Here is a 16,558-nt window from a genome sequence, read left to right as displayed (position 1 = left end):
ATTGCCCCGGATCATGGTCCGGGGCAGGCTCTTACGCCCGCAATGACAACCATTTCAACGCGACGCCGGCGCACTCGGCGCCACCGCGGGCACCCTCGGCGCGGGCGGCGCCGTCGTCGTCCCGAATTCCACCTTCGGCGGCACTGAGATCTGCGCCTCGTTCTGCACCGTGAAGTTCGGCTTCGGGTCGTAGTTGAAGACCATCGCCGTCAGGTTGGACGGGAAGCTGCGCGCCAGCACGTTGTACTGCTGCACCGCCTGGATGTAGCGGTTGCGCGCGACCGTGATGCGGTTCTCGGTGCCTTCGAGCTGCACGCGCAGGTCGCGGAAGCCCTGGTTGGCCTTCAGGTTCGGGTACTGCTCCGACACCACCAGCAGCCGCGACAGCGCGCTGGAGAGCTCGCCCTGCGCCTGCTGGAAGCGCTGGAAGGCCTGCGGGTCGTTCAGCGTCTCGGGCGTCACCTGCACCGACGTCGCCTTGGCGCGCGCCTCGATCACGCGCGTGAGCGTGTCGCGCTCGAAATTCGCCTCGCCCTTGACCGTCTCGACCAGGTTCGGCACCAGGTCGGCGCGCCGCTGGTACTGGTTCAGCACCTCGCTCCAGGCGGACTTCGTCTGTTCGTCCAGGCGCTGGAAGTCGTTGTATCCGCACCCGGTCAACAGCAGCGGAAAAGCCAGGATCAGCAGCCACTTCTTCATGTCGGTTTCCTTCCCTAGGCACAAACCTCGAACGCTAGCATAGGTGGGATGCGTATGGACCCCCTTCAAGTCCTGCAGGGCGCCTCGCGATCGTCCCCATCCGTCGGAAAGCCGCGCCTGCTCATCGCCGGGGCCACCGGCGTCCTCGGCAACGAAGTGTTGCGGCGGCTGGCCGGCTCGTCGATGTACGCCGGCACCCAGGTGCTCGCCCGGGAGCCGATCACCGCAGGCCTGCGCGGCGTGTCCACCGCCGTGGTGCCCTCCGGCGATCCGCAGCAGTGGCCGATTGCCGCGGCCGACGTCGGCGTGGTGCTGTTCGATCCGCCGCGCCTGTTCTACGACCGCGAACGCGCCCTGTGGACGCCCGCGCCGCAGCAGCTGCCGACGCTCGCCCGCTGGCTGCGCGCGGGCGGCGTGCAGACGCTGGCCATCGTGCTGCCGCATGCACCGGGACGCCTGCCCGAGGCGCTCAAGCGCGGCCTCGCGAGCCTGGACGAGCAGGCGATCGCCAGCCTGGGATTCGAGCGCCTGATCCTGCTGCGGTCGGCGCAGAAGCCCGCGGATCCGCCCGGGCGCTCGCTGCCTGCGCGGCTCGCCCACTGGATGCTGGGCGTCTTCAAGTACATGGTGCCCTCCAGCGAGCAGCCGGTGCGGGCGGTGAAGGTGGCCGAGTTGCTGGCGATCGCGCTGCGCATCGCGCCGGCCGGCATCCACGTCGCCGCGCCGGAGCTTGTCTGGCAGGCGTCACAGGGCGACATGGCGGAAGTGGCGCGGCGCTGGCTGCGCTGAGCGGCTCAGGGCACAATGGCGCGTAGCAGTCATGCGCAAGTCCAAGCTCCAGGCCGCCCACCTCGAAGGCGACGCCGACGACATCGAAGCCGCCTTCTACGATGCCCTCCAGCGCGGGGACATCGAGAAACTCATGGCCTGCTGGGCCGACGAGGACGACATCTTCTGCATCCATCCCGGTGGCCCCCGCGTCGTGGGCGCCACCGCCATCCGCGCGACTTTCGAAGCCATGTTCGCCGAGGGCGGTGCCGTGCGCGCCTGGCCCGAGCGCGTGCGCAAGATCGTGGCCGTGGCGGCCAGCGTGCACAACGTTCTCGAACGCGTGGAAGTGCTCACCCCCGGCGGACCCGGCGCCGCCTGGGTGATCGCGACCAACGTCTACCACCGCACGGCCCAGGGCTGGCGGCTGGTGGCGCACCACGCCAGTCCCGGCACCACCAGCGAAATCCAGGAAGTGTCCGATGCGCCCGCGGTCCTTCACTAGCGATTTCCTGCAGTACCGCGCGCCCTGGTGGCTGCCGGGCGGCAACCTGCAGACCATCTGGCCGGCGCTGTACGGCCGCCGCACGCGCGGGCCCGTCCCGGCGTACCGGCGCCGGCGCCTGACCACGCCCGACGGCGATTTCGTCGACCTGGACTACCTGGCCAACGACGTCTCGCAGCGCCGTCCGCTGATCGTGCTGTTCCACGGCCTGGAAGGTTCGTCGCGCAGCCACTACTCGGAAGCCTTCGCCGACGTCGCCTGGCGCGGCAAGCTCACCTACGTGGTGCCGCATTTCCGCAGCTGCAGCGGCGAGATGAACCTGGCGCCGCGCGCCTACCACTCGGGCGACTTCGAGGAGATCGGCTGGATGCTCAGCCGCATCCGCGACATGCACAAGGGCCCGATCGTGGCCGTGGGCGTGTCGCTGGGCGGCAATGCGCTGCTGCGCTGGGCCGGCGAGATGGGCGAGGAAGCATCGAAGTACGTGTCGGCGGTCGCTTCCGTGTCCTCGCCGCTGGACCTCGCCGCCGGCGGCAAGCGGATCGACCACGGCTTCAACCGCCTGGTCTACGCCGCGATGTTCCTGCGCGTGCTCAAGCCCAAGGCGCTGCTGAAGGCGGCGCAGCACCCGGGCCTGTTCGACATCGACGCGCTGATGAAGGTGCGCGACATCTACGAGTTCGACCGCATCTTCACGGCGCCGGTGCACGGCTTCACCAGCGTGGAGGACTACTGGGCCAAGTCCTCGGCCAAGCCGCACCTGCCGCGCATCCGCATCCCGACGCTGGCGCTCAATGCCATGAACGATCCCTTCATTCCGGCCGGCAGCCTGCCCAAGCCGCACGAAGTGGGCGACTGGGTGACGCTGTGGCAGCCCGCGCATGGCGGGCACGTGGGCTTTCCGCTGGGCTCGCCGCCGGGCCACGTCCTGGCGATGCCGGAAGCGGTCACGGCCTGGCTGCTGAAAGCCTCGGGGATCACGCCGCGGGTGCCGGAGCGCTGGCCGACGGCGCCGATGACGATGCCGGCAGCCCTCTGAACTAGCGCGGCACGAAGGCCGGGTGGATCGCGGTCCCGGGGTGGTACGCGGTCGGCACGGTCCTGGGCGCCGCGACCGGCGCGGCGGCCGTCGTGGCCGGCACCGCCGGTGCCGCCTTCGCCAGGGCGGCCGCACTCGCCGCGCTGGCCGGCGGCATCGCCGCCGCGGCCGCGCCCGCCGCCGACGGCGGCCAGGCCACCTGCGACGCGATGCGCGGCACGCCCACCGGCGCGCCGGCCTTGCCCTGGCGCACCAGTTCCATGTCCTGCTCGCTGGGGTACTGGTCCAGCAGGTGGTAGTCGAACACGCGGCGCGCGATCGGCGCGGCGGCCACCGCGCCGAAGCCGGCGTTCTCCACGATCATCGCGATCGCCAGCTTGGGTTCCTCCGCCGGCGCGAAGGCGATGTACAGCGAGTGGTCGCGCTGGTGCTCCTCCAGCTTGGACGCGTTGTACTTGGTGCCCTGCGCGATCGTCACCGCCTGCGCGGTGCCGGTCTTGCCGCCCGAGAGGTAGGGCGCGCCGCGGAACACGCCGGCCGACGTGCCGGCCTGCGAGACGCCCACCATCGCCTTCTTGATGACGGCCAGGTGCTCCGGCTTGAAGTGCAGATCCACCGGGGCGGGCTTGGGGATCGGCGTCTTCTGCTTCGTCGTCGAGTCCTGCGTGGCGATCACCAGGTGCGGCTTGTTCTTCACGCCGTTGTTCACCACGGCGGCGAGCGCGTGCGAGATCTGCAGCATGGTGAAGCTGTTGTAGCCCTGGCCGATGCCCAGCGAGATCGTCTCGCCGGCGAACCACTTCTTCTGCTCGGGCCGCCTGTAGTAGTTGCGCTTCCACTCCTGGCTGGGAAGCACGCCGCGCACCTCGCCGAAGATGTCGATGCCGGTGAGCTGGCCGAAGCCCAGGGGCTTCATGAAGTCGTGGATCAGGTCCACGCCCATCTCGTTGGCGAGCGAGTAGTAGTAGACGTTCGAGGACTTGACGATGCTGGCGTGCATGTCGACCGGCCCCAGGCCGTGGTCGCCGTGGCTGCGGAACACGTGGCCGCCGAACGACCAGGAGCCGCCGTCCATGATCACCTGCGACGCCGAGCGCTTGCCGGTCTCCAGCGCCGCCAGCGCCATGAAGGGCTTGTAGGTCGAACCGGCCGGATAGGTGCCGCGCAGCGCGCGATTGAGCAGCGGCTTGTCGAGCGACTCGTTGAGCATCGTCCAGTTCTCCTGGTCGATGCCGTCGACGAACAGGTTCGGGTCGAACGTGGGCTTGCTGACGAAGGCGAGGATCTGGCCGGTCTTCGGCTCGATCGCCACCAGGGCGCCGCGGCGGTCGCCGTACAGGTCCTCCACCAGCTTCTGCATCTTGATGTCGAGCGACAGCACCACGGTGTTGCCCGGCGTCGCGGGGCTGCTCGCCAGCTTGCGCACGGCCCGCCCGCCGGCGGAGGTCTCCACCTGCTCCACGCCGGTGATGCCGTGCAGCTCCTTCTCGAAGCTCTGCTCCACGCCCAGCTTGCCGATGTATTCGGTGCCGCGGTAGTTGCCCTGTTCCTCGTCGGGCCACTCCTCGATCTGCTTCTTCTCCGTCTGGTTGATGCGGCCGATGTAGCCGATCGCGTGGCTGGCGAGTTCGCCCCAGGGATAGTTGCGGAACAGGCGGGCCTTGATCTCCACGCCGGGGAAGCGGAAGCGCTGCACCGTGAAGCGCGCCACTTCCTCGTCGGTCAGCTTGGTGCGGATCGGCAGCGAGTCGATGCTCTTGCTCTCCTCCTGCAGCTTGCGAAAGCGCCGGCGGTCGCGCGACTGGATGTCGATCACCTGCGAGAGCTCGTCGATCACCTGCTCCAGCGGGCGCGCCAGGCGCGAAGGAGTGATCTCCAGCGTGTAGGCCGAGTAGTTGGTCGCGAGCACGATGCCGTTGCGGTCGGTGATCAGGCCGCGGTTCGGCACGATCGGCACGATCGCCGTGCGGTTGGCCTCCGCCTGGTCGTCGAACTCCGCGTGCTTGACCACCTGCAGCCACACCAGGCGCGACACCAGCAGCAGGAAGCACATGAGCACGGCGGCGCTGGCTACGAGCACGCGCGCGCGGAATCGCGTGAGTTCGGCTTCGACGTTGCGCAGTTCGGTCATCGGCGGGCGCCTTTACATGTGTCCGCGGTGGGGATCGGGCAGCTGCTGCGCGCCCGCGGCGGGAGGCACGGTGCCGGCGAACGCCGGATGGATGAAGGCGGGTGACGACGGCGCCACGGCGTGTTCATGCGCCCCAGGGACCGCGGGCGGCGCGCCAGGCGCTCCGCCATTCACCGCCAGCGGCGGCCACGCGGCTTCCGCTGCGGGACGCGGCGCGCCCACCGGCGTGGTGGCCTTGCCCTGCCGCACCAGCGCGATGTCTTCCTCGCTCGGATACAGGCCCTGCAGGTAGTAGTCGAAGGCGCGGCGCGCGATCGGCGCGGCGTTGGCGGCGCCGAAGCCGGCGTTCTCCACCACCATCGCGATCGCGATCTTCGGATCCTCCGCCGGCGCGTAGGCCATGTACAGGGCGTGGTCGCGGTGGCGTTCGTCCAGCTGCGAGGCGTTGTACTTGGACCCTTGCGCGATCGTGATCACCTGCGCGGTGCCGGTCTTGCCGCCGCTCGTGTAGGCCGCGCCGCGGAACGCAGCCGCCGACGTGCCTTCGATGTTCACGCCCTGCAGCGCCTTGCGGATGATGGCCAGGTTCTCCGGCCGGGCCGCGAGCTGTCCCACCTGCTGCGCGGCCACCGGATGCTTTTCCCTGCTCGTCGCATCCACCACCTCGCGCACCAGGTGCGGCTTCATGCGCGCACCCTGCGGGTTGGCCACGGTCGCCGTGGCCGTGGCGATCTGCAGCACGGTGAAGTTGTTGTAGCCCTGGCCGATGCCCAGCGAGATGGTCTCGCCCGCATACCACTTCTGCTGTTCGGCCTTGCGGTAGGCCTTGCGCTTCCATTCGGTCGAAGGAAGCAGGCCCTTCGATTCGCCGTGGATGTCGATGCCGGTGATCTCGCCGAAGCCGAAGTGCGACAGCTGTTCGTGGATCAGGTCCACGCCCATGTCGTTGGCCAGCATGTAGTAGTAGGTGTCGCACGACTGCACGATCGAGCGGTACATGTCCACCGAGCCGTGGCCGCCTTCCTTGTCGTCGCGGAACTTGTGGTTGCCGAACCAGAAGTAGCCGGGATCGCTGATCGCCTGCTCGGGCCGGCGCTTGCCGGTCTCCAGCGCCGCCAGCGCCATGAAGGGCTTGTAGGTCGAGCCGGGCGGGTAGGTGCCGCGCAGCGCGCGATTGAGCAGCGGCTTGTCGAGCGATTCGTTCAGCGCCGCCCAGTTCTCCTGGTCGATGCCGTCGACGAACAGGTTGGGGTCGAAGGTCGGCTTGCTGACGAAGGCCAGCACCTCGCCGGTCTTCGGGTCCAGCGCCACCAGCGCGCCGCGGCGGTCGCCGTACAGTTCCTCGACCAGCTTCTGCAGCTTGATGTCGAGCGACAGCACGACCGTGTTGCCCGGCGTCGAAGGACTGCTCGCGAGCTTGCGCACGGCATGGCCGCCGGCCGAGGTCTCCACCTGCTCGACGCCGGTCAGGCCGTGCAGCTCCTTCTCGAAGCTCTGCTCCACGCCCAGCTTGCCGATGTATTCGGTGCCGCGGTAGTTGGCCTGCTCGTCGTCCGGCCAGTCCTCGATCTGCTGCTTCTCCGACTGGTTGATGCGGCCGATGTAGCCGATCGCGTGGCTCGCGAGTTCGCCCCAGGGATAGTTGCGGAACAGGCGCGCCTTGATCTCCACGCCCGGGAAGCGGTAGTGCTGCACGGTGAAGCGCGCCACTTCCTCGTCGGTGAGCTTGGTGCGGATCGGCAGCGAGTCGATGCTCTTGCTTTCCTCCTGCAGCTTCTTGAAGCGGCGGCGGTCGCGCGCATGGATCTCGACCACCTGCGACAGCTCGTCGACCACCTGCTCCAGCGGCTTGGCGAGCCGCGAGGGCGTGATCTCCAGCGTGTAGGCGGAATAGTTGGAGGCCAGCACGATCCCGTTGCGGTCGAGGATCAGGCCGCGGTTGGGCACGATCGGCACGATCGCCGTGCGGTTGGCCTCGGCCTGGTCGTCGTACTGCTCGTGCTTCACGACCTGCAGCCACACCAGCCGCGCCACCAGCAGCAGGAAGCAGACGAGGATGGCCGCGCTCGCCACGAGGACGCGGCCGCGGAAGCGCGTGAGTTCGGCTTCGACGTTTCTGAGCTCGGTCATCGACGGTGAGCGTTGAGCGTTGAGTGTTGGGCGTGAAGCGTTGAGCGGGTTTGACGCCGAACGCTCAACGCCCAACGCCGAACCTCACAGCGGCCTATTTTCGTCCGGATCGTGCGCCCTGCGTTGCGGGGCCAGCAGGATCACGCTCACCACGGGCCAAAGCACGGCTTCCAGCACGGGGGCCAGCAGGATCATGGGGCCGGGGAAGGCGCCGCCGGCCAGCATGCGGATTGCCAGTTCGATGCCGTGCGCGGCGGCGAACAGGGGCAGCACCTGGACGGCCTGCGACGGCACCGTGAACCACAGCAGCCGGCGGTGGATCGTGATCGCGAAGAAGCTCAGCGTGGTGTAGGCCAGCGCGTGCTGGCCCAGCAGGGAGGCCTGGTGCACGTCGATCGCCAGGCCGAACAGGAAGGCGGCGATGACGCCCACCCGCAGCGGCTGGTGCACGCTCCAGAACACCACCACCACCGCCAGGATGTCCGGCATCCACGGGATGCGGCCGAGCGGCAGCATGCCGATCATCATCGCGACGATCAGCGAGAACCAGATGAACAGCGGGTTGGCCGGCAGCAGCAGCGGCTGCCCGGGACGCATGATCATGCCGCGGGCCCCTTCATTTCCTGGCGCCCTTCTTGGACACCGGGGCGGCATCTTCGGGCGCCGGGCGCGGGGGCAGCTGCGACAGCAGCGGCTTGAGCACCATCACGTGCCGCGCGCCGTCCACCAGCGCCTGCGGGAAGCAGACGATGCGGGCGAAGGCGGAATCGGGCCGGCGCTCCACCTTGGCGACCTTGGCCACCGGGATGCCGGCGGGGTAGACGCCGTCGACGCCGCTGGTGGTGAGCAGGTCGCCGGGCTGGATGTCCGCGTTGGCGGCCATGTAGCGCAGCTCCAGCGCGCCGCTGCCGTGCCGGCCGGCGTCGCCATAGGTGATGCCGCGCACGCCGGTGCGGGTGTTGATCACCGGGATGGCCTGGTCGGGGTCGCTCACCAGCGTCACCTCGCTGGTCAGCGGCTGCACGCGGGTGACCTGGCCGAGCACGCCGGATTCGTCGATCACCGGCGAGCCGGGCTGCACGCCCTGGGCAAGCCCCTTGTCGATGATCACCTTGCGGGTGTACGGGTCGGCGGCGTCGTACAGCACTTCGGCGGCGACCGTGGGCGAGTTGAGGCGCTCGCGCAGGGCGAGCAGCTTGCGCAGCTGGAGGTTCTCGTTGGACAGCTGCTCGACCTGGTTGGCGCGCTGCGACTGCAGGATCAGCTTGCGGCGCGCGGCCTCCTCCTTGCTCACGGCGGAGTCCAGCGAGGTGACGTAGTCGGTGACGCCGCGAAAGGCGAGCACCGGCTGCATCACCACCCACTGCAGCGGAAACAGCACCGTGCTCATCGCCGACCGGATCGGTTCGGTGATGCGGAAACGCGCATCCGCCACCATCAGGAACAGCGCCAGCGCGCTGCACACCATCAGCTTGGAGAGAGCCGAGGGTCCCTGCTTGAAGAACGGCGGAGGGGTGCGATCGAGGGTGCCTAAGGGCATGACGAATGACTTCGCTTCGCTTCAATGACGAATGACAAAGACCAGCATATTGTCATGCCTGCCGCGGCAGGCGTGTCATCCCGCGCCGCACGCGGCGCGAGTCATTCGTCATTCGCTCGTGAAGATCGAGCCCAGCCGTTCCATGCGCTCCAGCGCGATGCCGCAGCCGCGCACCACGCAGGTGAGCGGGTCTTCGGCCACCAGCACCGGCAGGCCGGTTTCCTCGGCGAGCAGGCGATCGAGGTCGCGCAGCAGCGCGCCGCCGCCGGTGAGCATCATGCCGCGCTCGGCGATGTCGGCGCCCAGTTCCGGCGGGGTCTGCTCCAGCGCGTTCTTGACGGCGGAAACGATGTTGTTCAGCGGGTCGGTCAGCGCTTCCAGGATCTCGTTGGACGAGATGGTGAAGCTGCGCGGCACGCCCTCGGAGAGGTTGCGGCCCTTGACTTCCATCTCCTTCACCTCGCTGCCGGGGAAGGCGGAACCGATCTGCTTCTTGATGCTTTCGGCGGTGGGTTCGCCGATCAGCATGCCGTAGTTGCGGCGGATGTAGCTGATGATGGCTTCGTCGAACTTGTCGCCGCCGACGCGCACCGAGCCCTTGTAGACCATGCCGCCCAGCGAGATGACGCCGACTTCGGTGGTGCCGCCGCCGATGTCGACGACCATGGAGCCCGAGGCTTCGGACACCGGCAGGCCGGCGCCGATCGCGGCGGCCATCGGTTCCTCGATCAGGTACACCTCGCTCGCGCCGGCGCCGAGCGCCGACTCGCGGATGGCGCGGCGTTCCACCTGGGTGGAACCGCAGGGCACGCAGATGATGATGCGCGGGCTGGGCTTCAGGACGGACCGCGGATGGACCATCTTGATGAACTGCTTGAGCATCTGCTCGGTGACGGTGAAGTCGGCGATCACGCCGTCCTTCATCGGGCGGATCGCCTCGATGTTGCCCGGCACCTTGCCCAGCATGGCCTTGGCCTCGTGGCCCACGGCCTGGATGGTTTTCTTGCCTTGCGGGCCGCCCTCGTGGCGGATAGCCACCACGGACGGCTCATCGAGGACGATGCCCTTGTCGCGGACGAAAATCAGGGTGTTGGCCGTGCCCAGGTCGATGGCCAGGTCCGTGGACAGATAGCGTCGGAAAACTCCGAACATTTGGGGAAATCCTTGTTTCTTCTGCGAAAGCGGCCGCTGTGCGCGGCCGTTGCAAACCGGCGGCGGAGACCGCGCGCCGAAGGCGGGATAATACCCCATCCCCTGTGCCGGACCCGTCCCGCGCGGCCTCCGCGCGGGTGAGCTGTGGCGCTGGCGCAAAGACTTTTTTCACCATGTCCCTGAACGCACAAGACATCGCACGCATCGCGCACCTCGCGCGGCTGGAACTGCATCCCGAGGAAAGCGAGCGCATGCTCGCCCGGATCAACGGCTTCTTCGACCTCGTGGAGAAGATGCGCGCGGTCGACACCTCCGGCGTGGAGCCGCTGACGCACCCCGTGGCGGCCATCCGCGACGTGCCGCTGCGCCTGCGGGACGACGTCGCCAGCGAGCCGAACCAGCGCGAGGCCAACCAGCAAAGCGCGCCTTCGGTGGAGCGCGGGCTGTTCCTGGTGCCGAAGGTGATCGAATGAGCGCCTTGCACGAATTGTCGGTCGCCGCGCTGGCGAAGAAGCTCAAGGCGAAGGAAGTCTCCGCCGTGGAAGCGGCGCAGCATTTCCTGGCCCGTTCCGCGGCCCATGCCGGCCTGGGCGCCTACCTGGCGACCAACGAGGAAGCCACCCTGGCGCAGGCCCGGGCAGCCGACCAGCGGATCGCTTCCGGCGATGCCGCGCCGCTCGTCGGCGTGCCGATCGCGCACAAGGACATCTTCGTCACCAAGGACTTCCCGAGCACCGCCGGCTCGAAGATGCTGGAAGGCTACCGCTCGCCCTTCGATGCGACGGTCGTCCGCAAGCTCGCCGAGGCGGGCACCGTGACCCTGGGCAAGCTCAATTGCGACGAGTTCGCCATGGGCTCGTCCAACGAGAACTCCGCCTACGGGCCGGTGAAGAACCCCTGGGACACCCGCCGGATCCCCGGCGGCTCCTCCGGCGGCAGCGCGGTGGCGGTGGCGGCAGGCCTGGCGCCGGCGGCGACCGGCACCGACACCGGCGGCTCGATCCGCCAGCCGGCGTCCTTCTGCGGCATCACGGGCATCAAGCCGACGTACGGCCGGGCCTCGCGCTACGGGATGATCGCCTACGCCTCCAGCCTGGACCAGGCCGGGCCCATGGCGCGCAGCGCCGAGGACTGCGCGCTGCTGCTCTCGGCGATCTGCGGCCCGGATCCGGACCGCGATTCGACTTCGCTGGACGTGCCGGCGGAGGACTTCACCCAGGCGCTGGGCGGGTCACTGGAAGGCCTGCGCATCGGCGTGCCGAAGGAATTCCTGGCCGAGGGCGTGAGCGCCGACGTGCGCTCGGCGATCGAGGCGGCGCTGGCGCAGTACGAGAAGCTGGGCGCGAAGCGCGTCGAGGTCTCGCTGCCGCGCACCGAACTCGCCATCCCGGTCTACTACATCATCGCGCCGGCCGAGGCGAGCTCGAACCTCTCGCGCTTCGACGGCGTCAAGTTCGGGCACCGCGCCGGCCAGTACGGCGACCTGCTGGACATGTACAAGAAGTCGCGCGCCGAAGGCTTCGGCCTCGAGGTGCAGCGCCGCATCATGGTGGGCACCTACGTGCTCTCGCACGGCTACTACGACGCGTACTACCTGCAGGCGCAGAAGATCCGCCGCATGATCGCCGACGACTTCCAGCAGGCGTTCAAGCAGTGCGACGTGATCGTCGGCCCCGCCGCGCCCACGGTCGCCTGGAAGCTCGGCGAGCACGGCAACGACCCGCTGGCCGACTACCTCGCGGACATCTTCACGCTGCCCGGCTCGCTCGCCGGCCTGCCCGGCATGTGCATCCCGGCCGGCTTCGGCGAAGGCAGCATGCCCGTGGGCCTGCAGTTGATCGGCAACTATTTCCAGGAAGGCCGGCTGCTGAACGCGGCCCACCGCTTCCAGCAAGCGACCGATTTCCACCTCCGCCGGCCGGAGGGCTTCTGATGACCGCGAAACTCGTCCACGGCTGGGAAGTCGTCATCGGCTTCGAGACCCACGCGCAGCTCTCCACCGAGAGCAAGATCTTCAGCCGCGCGCCGACGCAGTTCGGCGCCGAGCCCAACACGCAGGCTTCGCCGGTGGACCTGGCGCTGCCCGGCACGCTGCCGGTGATGAACGTCGGCGCGGTGGAGCGCGCGATCCGCTTCGGCCTCGCCATCGGCTCGCACATCGCGCCGCGCAGCATCTTCGCGCGCAAGAACTACTTCTATCCCGACCTGCCCAAGGGCTACCAGATCTCGCAGTACGAGATCCCGGTGGTGCAGGGCGGCGTCGTCGAGTTCTGGCTCGGCGAGGAGAAGATGTCGGTGCGCCTGGTGCGCGCGCACCTGGAGGAAGACGCAGGCAAGTCGCTGCACGAGGACTTCGTGGGCCAGTCGGGCATCGACCTGAACCGCGCGGGCACGCCGCTGCTGGAGATCGTGACCGAGCCCGACATGCGCTCGTCCGACGAGGCGGTGGCGTATGCGAAGGAACTGCACAAGATCGTCACCTGGATCGGCATCTGCGACGGCAACATGCAGGAAGGCAGCTTCCGCTGCGACGCCAACGTGTCGGTGCGCAAGCCCGGCCAGCCGTTCGGCACGCGCCGCGAGATCAAGAACCTGAACTCCTTCAAGTTCATGAAGGAGGCGATCGACTTCGAGGTGCGCTGGCAGATCGAGCAGATCGAGGACGGCCACAAGATCGAGCAGGCGACGGTGCTGTTCGACCCCGATACCGGCGAGACGCGCGCGATGCGCACCAAGGAAGATGCGGCGGACTACCGCTACTTCCCCGATCCCGACCTGCCGCCGCTGGTGATCGCGCCGGAGTGGGTCGAACGCGTGAAGGCCGGCATGCCGGTGCTGCCGCGCGTGATGGCCGCGCGCTTCGTCAGCGACTACGGCCTGCCGGAGTACGACGCGACGACGCTGACCCAGAGCAAGGCGATGGGCGCCTACTTCGAGGAAGCGGCGAAGGCGAGCGGGCAGGCGAAGCTGGCCAGCAACTGGATCATGGGCGAGGTGTCGCGCCGCCTGAACGCGCAGGAGATCGCGATCGGCGAAGCGCCGGTGAAGGCGCCGGTGCTCGCGAAGCTGCTGCAGCGCATCGCCGACGGCACGGTGTCGAACAACGCCGCGCGCCAGGTGTTCGAGGCGCTGTGGACCGGGGACGGCAGCGACGTCGACGCCGTGATCGAAGCCAAGGGCCTGAAGCAGGTGAACGACACCGGCGCCCTGGAAAAGATCGTCGACGAGGTGATCGCCGCCAACCCGGCCAACGTCGAACAGGTCCGCGCCGGCAAGGACAAGGCCTTCAACGCCCTCGTGGGCCAGGCCATGAAGGCCTCCAAGGGCAAGGCGAACCCGCAGCAGGTGGGTGAGTTGATGCGGAAGAAGCTGGGGATGTGAGCGCCCATGGTGGGCAAGCTGAGCTTGCCCACCCTACGGCCGTCATCCCCGCGGAGGCGGGGATCCAGGGCGTCCAAAAAAAAGCGGCCCCATGGCCGCTTTCTCCTCCCGGCTTCCGTCCCGCTCTTGTGGTCTATCGCACCGCCGGCATCGCCGCCGCCGGGCTGGCCTGCGCCCACAGCCCCTTCAGGCGTGCCAGTTCATCGTCGAAGCGCGTGTTGATCCGCTTCTTCTCTTCCTGCTGGTTGGCGATGAAGCGCTGCTGGGCCCCTTCCTGAGCGTAGCTCTCCTCGAACTGCCGCTTCAGCTTGGCCGGCCACAGCTCCGGCGCCTTGTACCACTCGCTTTCCGCCACCAGCTTCCTGCGTTCTTCCTGCAGGGCCTGGATGCGCCGCTGCGCGCTGTGGATCGAGTCGTCGATCGCCTGCAGCGCCTTGCCGCGCTCCATGTCGTGCACCGACTGGCGCGGATAGCGCGTGAGCAGCGCGCGCGTCATGCGCTTTTCCTCGGCCGCGCGCTGGCGGTCTTCGGCCACCTTGCGGTCCTTTTCCTCCTGCGCCGCCCGCTCGACGGCCGTCATCGAGGGCGGGACGGTGCGGCGCACGGTGCCGCTCGGATTCATTTCCTTCTGTTCGCGGTCCAGGCAGGCGGCGATCGGGCGGTCGGAGGTGAGGCGCCGGCCCTGGGCGTCGACGCAGGTGTAGATGCCTTGTCCCCAGGCGCTGCCCACCGCGCCCGTCAGCAGGGCGAGGACGGGAAGGCTCCAGACACGAGGCATGACGACTCCTTTTCAGCCGGCGCCGTAACGATCCCGGTATGCGAGCACCTTGGCGTGGTGCTGGCCCAGTTCATCGCCGGCGTGGACTTCCAGGTACTGCAAGAGGTCTGCCAGCTCCGCGATGGCGCAGACCTGCAGGCCCAGTTTTTCACGGACATATTGCACGGCGCTCCAGGAAACGTCGTGGCCGCCTTCGGTGGCCTTCTCCTGCCGGTCCAGCGCGATCGCCACCGCGTGGGGGGTGGCGCCGGCGGCCTGGATCAGCGCGATCGACTCGCGCGCGGCCGTCCCGGCGGACATCACGTCGTCGACGATCAGCACGCGGCCGCGCACCGGCGCGCCCACCAGGGTGCCGCCCTCGCCGTGGTCCTTGGCTTCCTTGCGGTTGTAGGCGAAGGGCACGTTGCGCCCCAGCCGGGCCAGTTCGATGGCGACGGCGGCCGCCAGCGGGATGCCCTTGTAGGCGGGACCGAACAACATGTCGAACTCGACGTTCGAGGCGAGGATGCGCTGTGCATAGAATTGCGCCAGCCGCCCGATCTTGTTGCCGTCGTCGAAAAGGCCGGCATTGAAGAAATAGGGCGAGAGCCGTCCCGCCTTCGTCTTGAACTCGCCGAAGCGCAGCACGCCGGACTGCACCGCGAACTCCACGAAATCCTGCGCCAGCCTGTCCTGGCCCCGCATCGCCACCATGGGAACGTCCTTCTTCAAACTCACCAGCCTCAACCTGAACGGCATCCGCTCGGCGGCCAGCAAGGGCGTCGAGGCGTGGCTCGCCCAAACCACCCCGGATTGTATTTGCGTGCAGGAGGTGAAGGCGCAGTCGGACGACGTGAAGGGCAAGTACGACGCGCTCGCCGGCCTGAGCGGGCACTTCCATTTCGCCCAGAAGAAGGGCTACTCGGGCGTCGGCGCCTTCACGCGGCACGAGCCCAGCGACGTGATCGTCGGCTTCGGCTGCGAGGAGTTCGACGCCGAGGGCCGTTACCTCGAACTGCGCTTTGACACGCCGCAGCGCAAGCTGTCGATCGTCAGCTGCTACTTCCCCTCCGGCTCCTCCGGCGAGGACCGGCAGCAGGCCAAGTTCCGCTTCCTCGACGCACTCGACCCGCACCTCGTGGCGTTGAAAAATTCACGGGAATTCATCCTGTGCGGCGACGTCAACATCGCGCATCACGAGAAGGACCTGAAGAACTGGAAAGGGAACCGGAAAAACAGCGGTTTCCTGCCCGAGGAGCGGGCCTGGATGACAAAACTGTTATCCGAAACGGGGCTGGTGGACGTTTATCGTCACCTGCAGCCGGACACCACGGACGCCTGCTACACCTGGTGGAGCAACCGCGGCCAGGCCTACGCGAAGAACGTGGGCTGGCGGCTGGACTACCACCTGGCCACGCCCGGCGTCGCGCAGCTGGCCCGCACGGAGTCGATCTACAGGGACCAGCGCTTCTCCGACCACGCGCCGATCACGGTCGAATACGAACTGGGCCTGTAAGTGATCGTCCGCGACCGTCCCACGGGGCTGCAGCTCTTCTACGTCCTGCGCGGCTCCGTGCTGCCGCACATCGCCTGGGAGCTGGTCACCTGCACCGCCGTCGCCGTGCTGGTGACGCTCACGCACGGCTTCGTCTACCAGTGGAAGATCACGCTGACCACGGTGCCGTTCTCGCTGATCGGCCTGGCGCTGGCGATCTTCCTCGGCTTCCGCAACAACGCCGCCTACGACCGCTACTGGGAGGCGCGCAAGCTGTGGGGCGAGCTGGCCGCCCGCTCGCGCAGCTTCGCGCGGCAGGTGCAGTCCGTGCTGCACTTCGAGGATCCCGCCTCGATCGACGACCTGGGCGACCCGCGGCGCACGCTGGTGCTGCGCACCATCGCCTTCGCGCATGCGCTGCGGCACCAGCTGCGCTGCAGCAGCCCGCGCGCCGACCTGGAGCGGCTGCTCGGGGCGGAGGAGGCGCGCGCGGCCACCGCGTCGCGCCTGCCGGGCGACTGGCTGCTGCGCCGCATGGGCGAGCAGTTGGGCGCCTTCCTGCGGGCTCGCCGGCTCGACGCCCCGGTGGCGGCCGACATGGACCAGGGCCTGACCGCGCTGGCCCAGGTGGCCGCCAACTGCGAGCGCATCAAGCACACGCCCATTCCCTTCCCCTACACGCTGCTGCTGCACCGCACCGCCTGGCTCTATTGCTTCCTGCTGCCCTTCGGCCTGGTGGACACGGTGGGCTTCATGACGCCCTTCGTGGTGGTGATCGTGGCCTACACCTTCTTCGGCCTCGATGCGCTGGGCGACGAGATCGAGGAACCCTTCGGCCTGGCCAACAACCACCTGCCGCTCGATGCGCTGTGCCGCGAGATCGAGATCGACGTGCTGGAGACGCTGGGGGCACGGGAGCTGCCGCCGCCGTTGAAGCCGGTGAACGGGCGGCTGACCTGAG

General features: G+C 68.5%; 16 protein-coding genes. 8 read left to right on the top strand and 8 right to left on the bottom strand.

What is annotated here, in order from left to right:
- Positions 1-54: 54 nt before the first annotated feature.
- Positions 55-699, bottom strand: coding sequence for a LemA family protein (locus tag VF522_RS04935; protein ID WP_330907118.1), 645 nt, complete (start codon positions 697-699; stop codon positions 55-57).
- Between the two features lie 54 nt (positions 700-753).
- Between VF522_RS04935 and VF522_RS04930 the strand changes: the two genes are divergently transcribed.
- Genes VF522_RS04930 through VF522_RS04920 form a run of 3 tightly spaced genes read left to right on the top strand, consistent with a single transcriptional unit; the run spans position 754 to position 3,011 of the window.
- Entirely contained in the window at positions 754-1,488 is a 735-nt protein-coding gene (locus VF522_RS04930) for a hypothetical protein (protein ID WP_330907117.1), read from the top strand.
- 31 nt (positions 1,489-1,519) lie between these two features.
- On the top strand, positions 1,520-1,972 hold the full coding sequence (locus tag VF522_RS04925) for a YybH family protein (protein ID WP_330907116.1): 453 nt from the start codon (positions 1,520-1,522) through the stop codon (positions 1,970-1,972).
- Entirely contained in the window at positions 1,950-3,011 is a 1,062-nt protein-coding gene (locus VF522_RS04920) for a YheT family hydrolase (protein WP_330907115.1), read from the top strand. Before VF522_RS04925 ends, VF522_RS04920 begins: the two co-directional genes overlap by 23 nt.
- A 1-nt stretch (position 3,012) precedes the next feature.
- On the opposite strand, the gene mrdA (VF522_RS04915) is transcribed toward VF522_RS04920, so the two are convergent.
- The 5 genes from mrdA (VF522_RS04915) to VF522_RS04895 form a co-directional block, all read right to left on the bottom strand.
- The gene (mrdA, locus tag VF522_RS04915; protein ID WP_330907114.1) at positions 3,013-5,142 is read right to left on the bottom strand and encodes a penicillin-binding protein 2; all 2,130 of its coding nucleotides are present in this window, start codon (positions 5,140-5,142) and stop codon (positions 3,013-3,015) included.
- A 12-nt stretch (positions 5,143-5,154) separates the two neighbouring features.
- The gene (gene mrdA, locus VF522_RS04910; protein WP_330907113.1) at positions 5,155-7,272 is read right to left on the bottom strand and encodes a penicillin-binding protein 2; all 2,118 of its coding nucleotides are present in this window, start codon (positions 7,270-7,272) and stop codon (positions 5,155-5,157) included.
- 84 nt (positions 7,273-7,356) lie between these two features.
- Positions 7,357-7,875: a rod shape-determining protein MreD gene (gene mreD / locus VF522_RS04905; RefSeq protein ID WP_330907112.1), complete on the bottom strand. Its 519-nt coding sequence runs from the start codon at positions 7,873-7,875 to the stop codon at positions 7,357-7,359.
- Positions 7,876-7,888: 13 nt separating this feature from the next.
- Positions 7,889-8,812, bottom strand: a complete 924-nt coding sequence (mreC, locus tag VF522_RS04900; protein ID WP_330907111.1) for a rod shape-determining protein MreC — start codon at positions 8,810-8,812, stop codon at positions 7,889-7,891.
- Positions 8,813-8,920: 108 nt separating this feature from the next.
- A complete protein-coding gene (locus tag VF522_RS04895) occupies positions 8,921-9,964 on the bottom strand; it encodes a rod shape-determining protein (RefSeq protein WP_330907110.1) in 1,044 nt (347 codons plus the stop codon).
- 173 nt (positions 9,965-10,137) lie between these two features.
- Between VF522_RS04895 and gatC the strand changes: the two genes are divergently transcribed.
- Genes gatC through gatB form a run of 3 tightly spaced genes read left to right on the top strand, consistent with a single transcriptional unit; the run spans position 10,138 to position 13,345 of the window.
- The gene (gene gatC, locus VF522_RS04890) at positions 10,138-10,437 is read left to right on the top strand and encodes an Asp-tRNA(Asn)/Glu-tRNA(Gln) amidotransferase subunit GatC (RefSeq protein ID WP_330907109.1); all 300 of its coding nucleotides are present in this window, start codon (positions 10,138-10,140) and stop codon (positions 10,435-10,437) included.
- On the top strand, positions 10,434-11,897 hold the full coding sequence (gene gatA, locus VF522_RS04885; RefSeq protein WP_330907108.1) for an Asp-tRNA(Asn)/Glu-tRNA(Gln) amidotransferase subunit GatA: 1,464 nt from the start codon (positions 10,434-10,436) through the stop codon (positions 11,895-11,897). Before gatC ends, gatA begins: the two co-directional genes overlap by 4 nt.
- Positions 11,897-13,345, top strand: coding sequence for an Asp-tRNA(Asn)/Glu-tRNA(Gln) amidotransferase subunit GatB (gene gatB / locus VF522_RS04880; RefSeq protein WP_330907107.1), 1,449 nt, complete (start codon positions 11,897-11,899; stop codon positions 13,343-13,345). Before gatA ends, gatB begins: the two co-directional genes overlap by 1 nt.
- Positions 13,346-13,478: 133 nt before the next feature.
- Here gatB and VF522_RS04875 read toward each other — a convergent pair whose 3' ends face one another.
- On the bottom strand, positions 13,479-14,123 hold the full coding sequence (locus VF522_RS04875) for a DUF4124 domain-containing protein (RefSeq protein WP_330907106.1): 645 nt from the start codon (positions 14,121-14,123) through the stop codon (positions 13,479-13,481).
- A 12-nt stretch (positions 14,124-14,135) separates the two neighbouring features.
- On the bottom strand, positions 14,136-14,816 hold the full coding sequence (gene pyrE / locus VF522_RS04870) for an orotate phosphoribosyltransferase (RefSeq protein ID WP_330907162.1): 681 nt from the start codon (positions 14,814-14,816) through the stop codon (positions 14,136-14,138).
- Here pyrE and VF522_RS04865 point away from each other — a divergent pair.
- Together VF522_RS04865 and VF522_RS04860 are read left to right on the top strand one after the other, a co-directional pair.
- On the top strand, positions 14,815-15,618 hold the full coding sequence (locus tag VF522_RS04865) for an exodeoxyribonuclease III (RefSeq protein WP_330907105.1): 804 nt from the start codon (positions 14,815-14,817) through the stop codon (positions 15,616-15,618). The genes pyrE and VF522_RS04865 overlap by 2 nt on opposite strands.
- Positions 15,619-16,557: a bestrophin family protein gene (locus VF522_RS04860; protein ID WP_330907104.1), complete on the top strand. Its 939-nt coding sequence runs from the start codon at positions 15,619-15,621 to the stop codon at positions 16,555-16,557.
- Position 16,558 lies beyond the last annotated feature (1 nt).

The organism is Ramlibacter sp., assembly GCF_036383835.1.
GTDB lineage: Bacteria > Pseudomonadota > Gammaproteobacteria > Burkholderiales > Burkholderiaceae_C > Ramlibacter.
Note: the sequence above shows the minus strand (reverse complement) of the source record. Positions and strands in the feature narration are given on the sequence as shown.

Coding starts and splice junctions, on each gene's coding strand:
- VF522_RS04935 (WP_330907118.1), bottom strand. CDS start 699: ATGAAGAAGTGGCTGCTGATCCTGGCTTTTCCGCTGCTGTTGACCGGG.
- VF522_RS04930 (WP_330907117.1), top strand. CDS start 754: ATGGACCCCCTTCAAGTCCTGCAGGGCGCCTCGCGATCGTCCCCATCC.
- VF522_RS04925 (WP_330907116.1), top strand. CDS start 1,520: ATGCGCAAGTCCAAGCTCCAGGCCGCCCACCTCGAAGGCGACGCCGAC.
- VF522_RS04920 (WP_330907115.1), top strand. CDS start 1,950: ATGCGCCCGCGGTCCTTCACTAGCGATTTCCTGCAGTACCGCGCGCCC.
- mrdA (WP_330907114.1), bottom strand. CDS start 5,142: ATGACCGAACTGCGCAACGTCGAAGCCGAACTCACGCGATTCCGCGCG.
- mrdA (WP_330907113.1), bottom strand. CDS start 7,272: ATGACCGAGCTCAGAAACGTCGAAGCCGAACTCACGCGCTTCCGCGGC.
- mreD (WP_330907112.1), bottom strand. CDS start 7,875: ATGATCATGCGTCCCGGGCAGCCGCTGCTGCTGCCGGCCAACCCGCTG.
- mreC (WP_330907111.1), bottom strand. CDS start 8,812: ATGCCCTTAGGCACCCTCGATCGCACCCCTCCGCCGTTCTTCAAGCAG.
- VF522_RS04895 (WP_330907110.1), bottom strand. CDS start 9,964: ATGTTCGGAGTTTTCCGACGCTATCTGTCCACGGACCTGGCCATCGAC.
- gatC (WP_330907109.1), top strand. CDS start 10,138: ATGTCCCTGAACGCACAAGACATCGCACGCATCGCGCACCTCGCGCGG.
- gatA (WP_330907108.1), top strand. CDS start 10,434: ATGAGCGCCTTGCACGAATTGTCGGTCGCCGCGCTGGCGAAGAAGCTC.
- gatB (WP_330907107.1), top strand. CDS start 11,897: ATGACCGCGAAACTCGTCCACGGCTGGGAAGTCGTCATCGGCTTCGAG.
- VF522_RS04875 (WP_330907106.1), bottom strand. CDS start 14,123: ATGCCTCGTGTCTGGAGCCTTCCCGTCCTCGCCCTGCTGACGGGCGCG.
- VF522_RS04865 (WP_330907105.1), top strand. CDS start 14,815: ATGGGAACGTCCTTCTTCAAACTCACCAGCCTCAACCTGAACGGCATC.
- pyrE (WP_330907162.1), bottom strand. CDS start 14,816: ATGGTGGCGATGCGGGGCCAGGACAGGCTGGCGCAGGATTTCGTGGAG.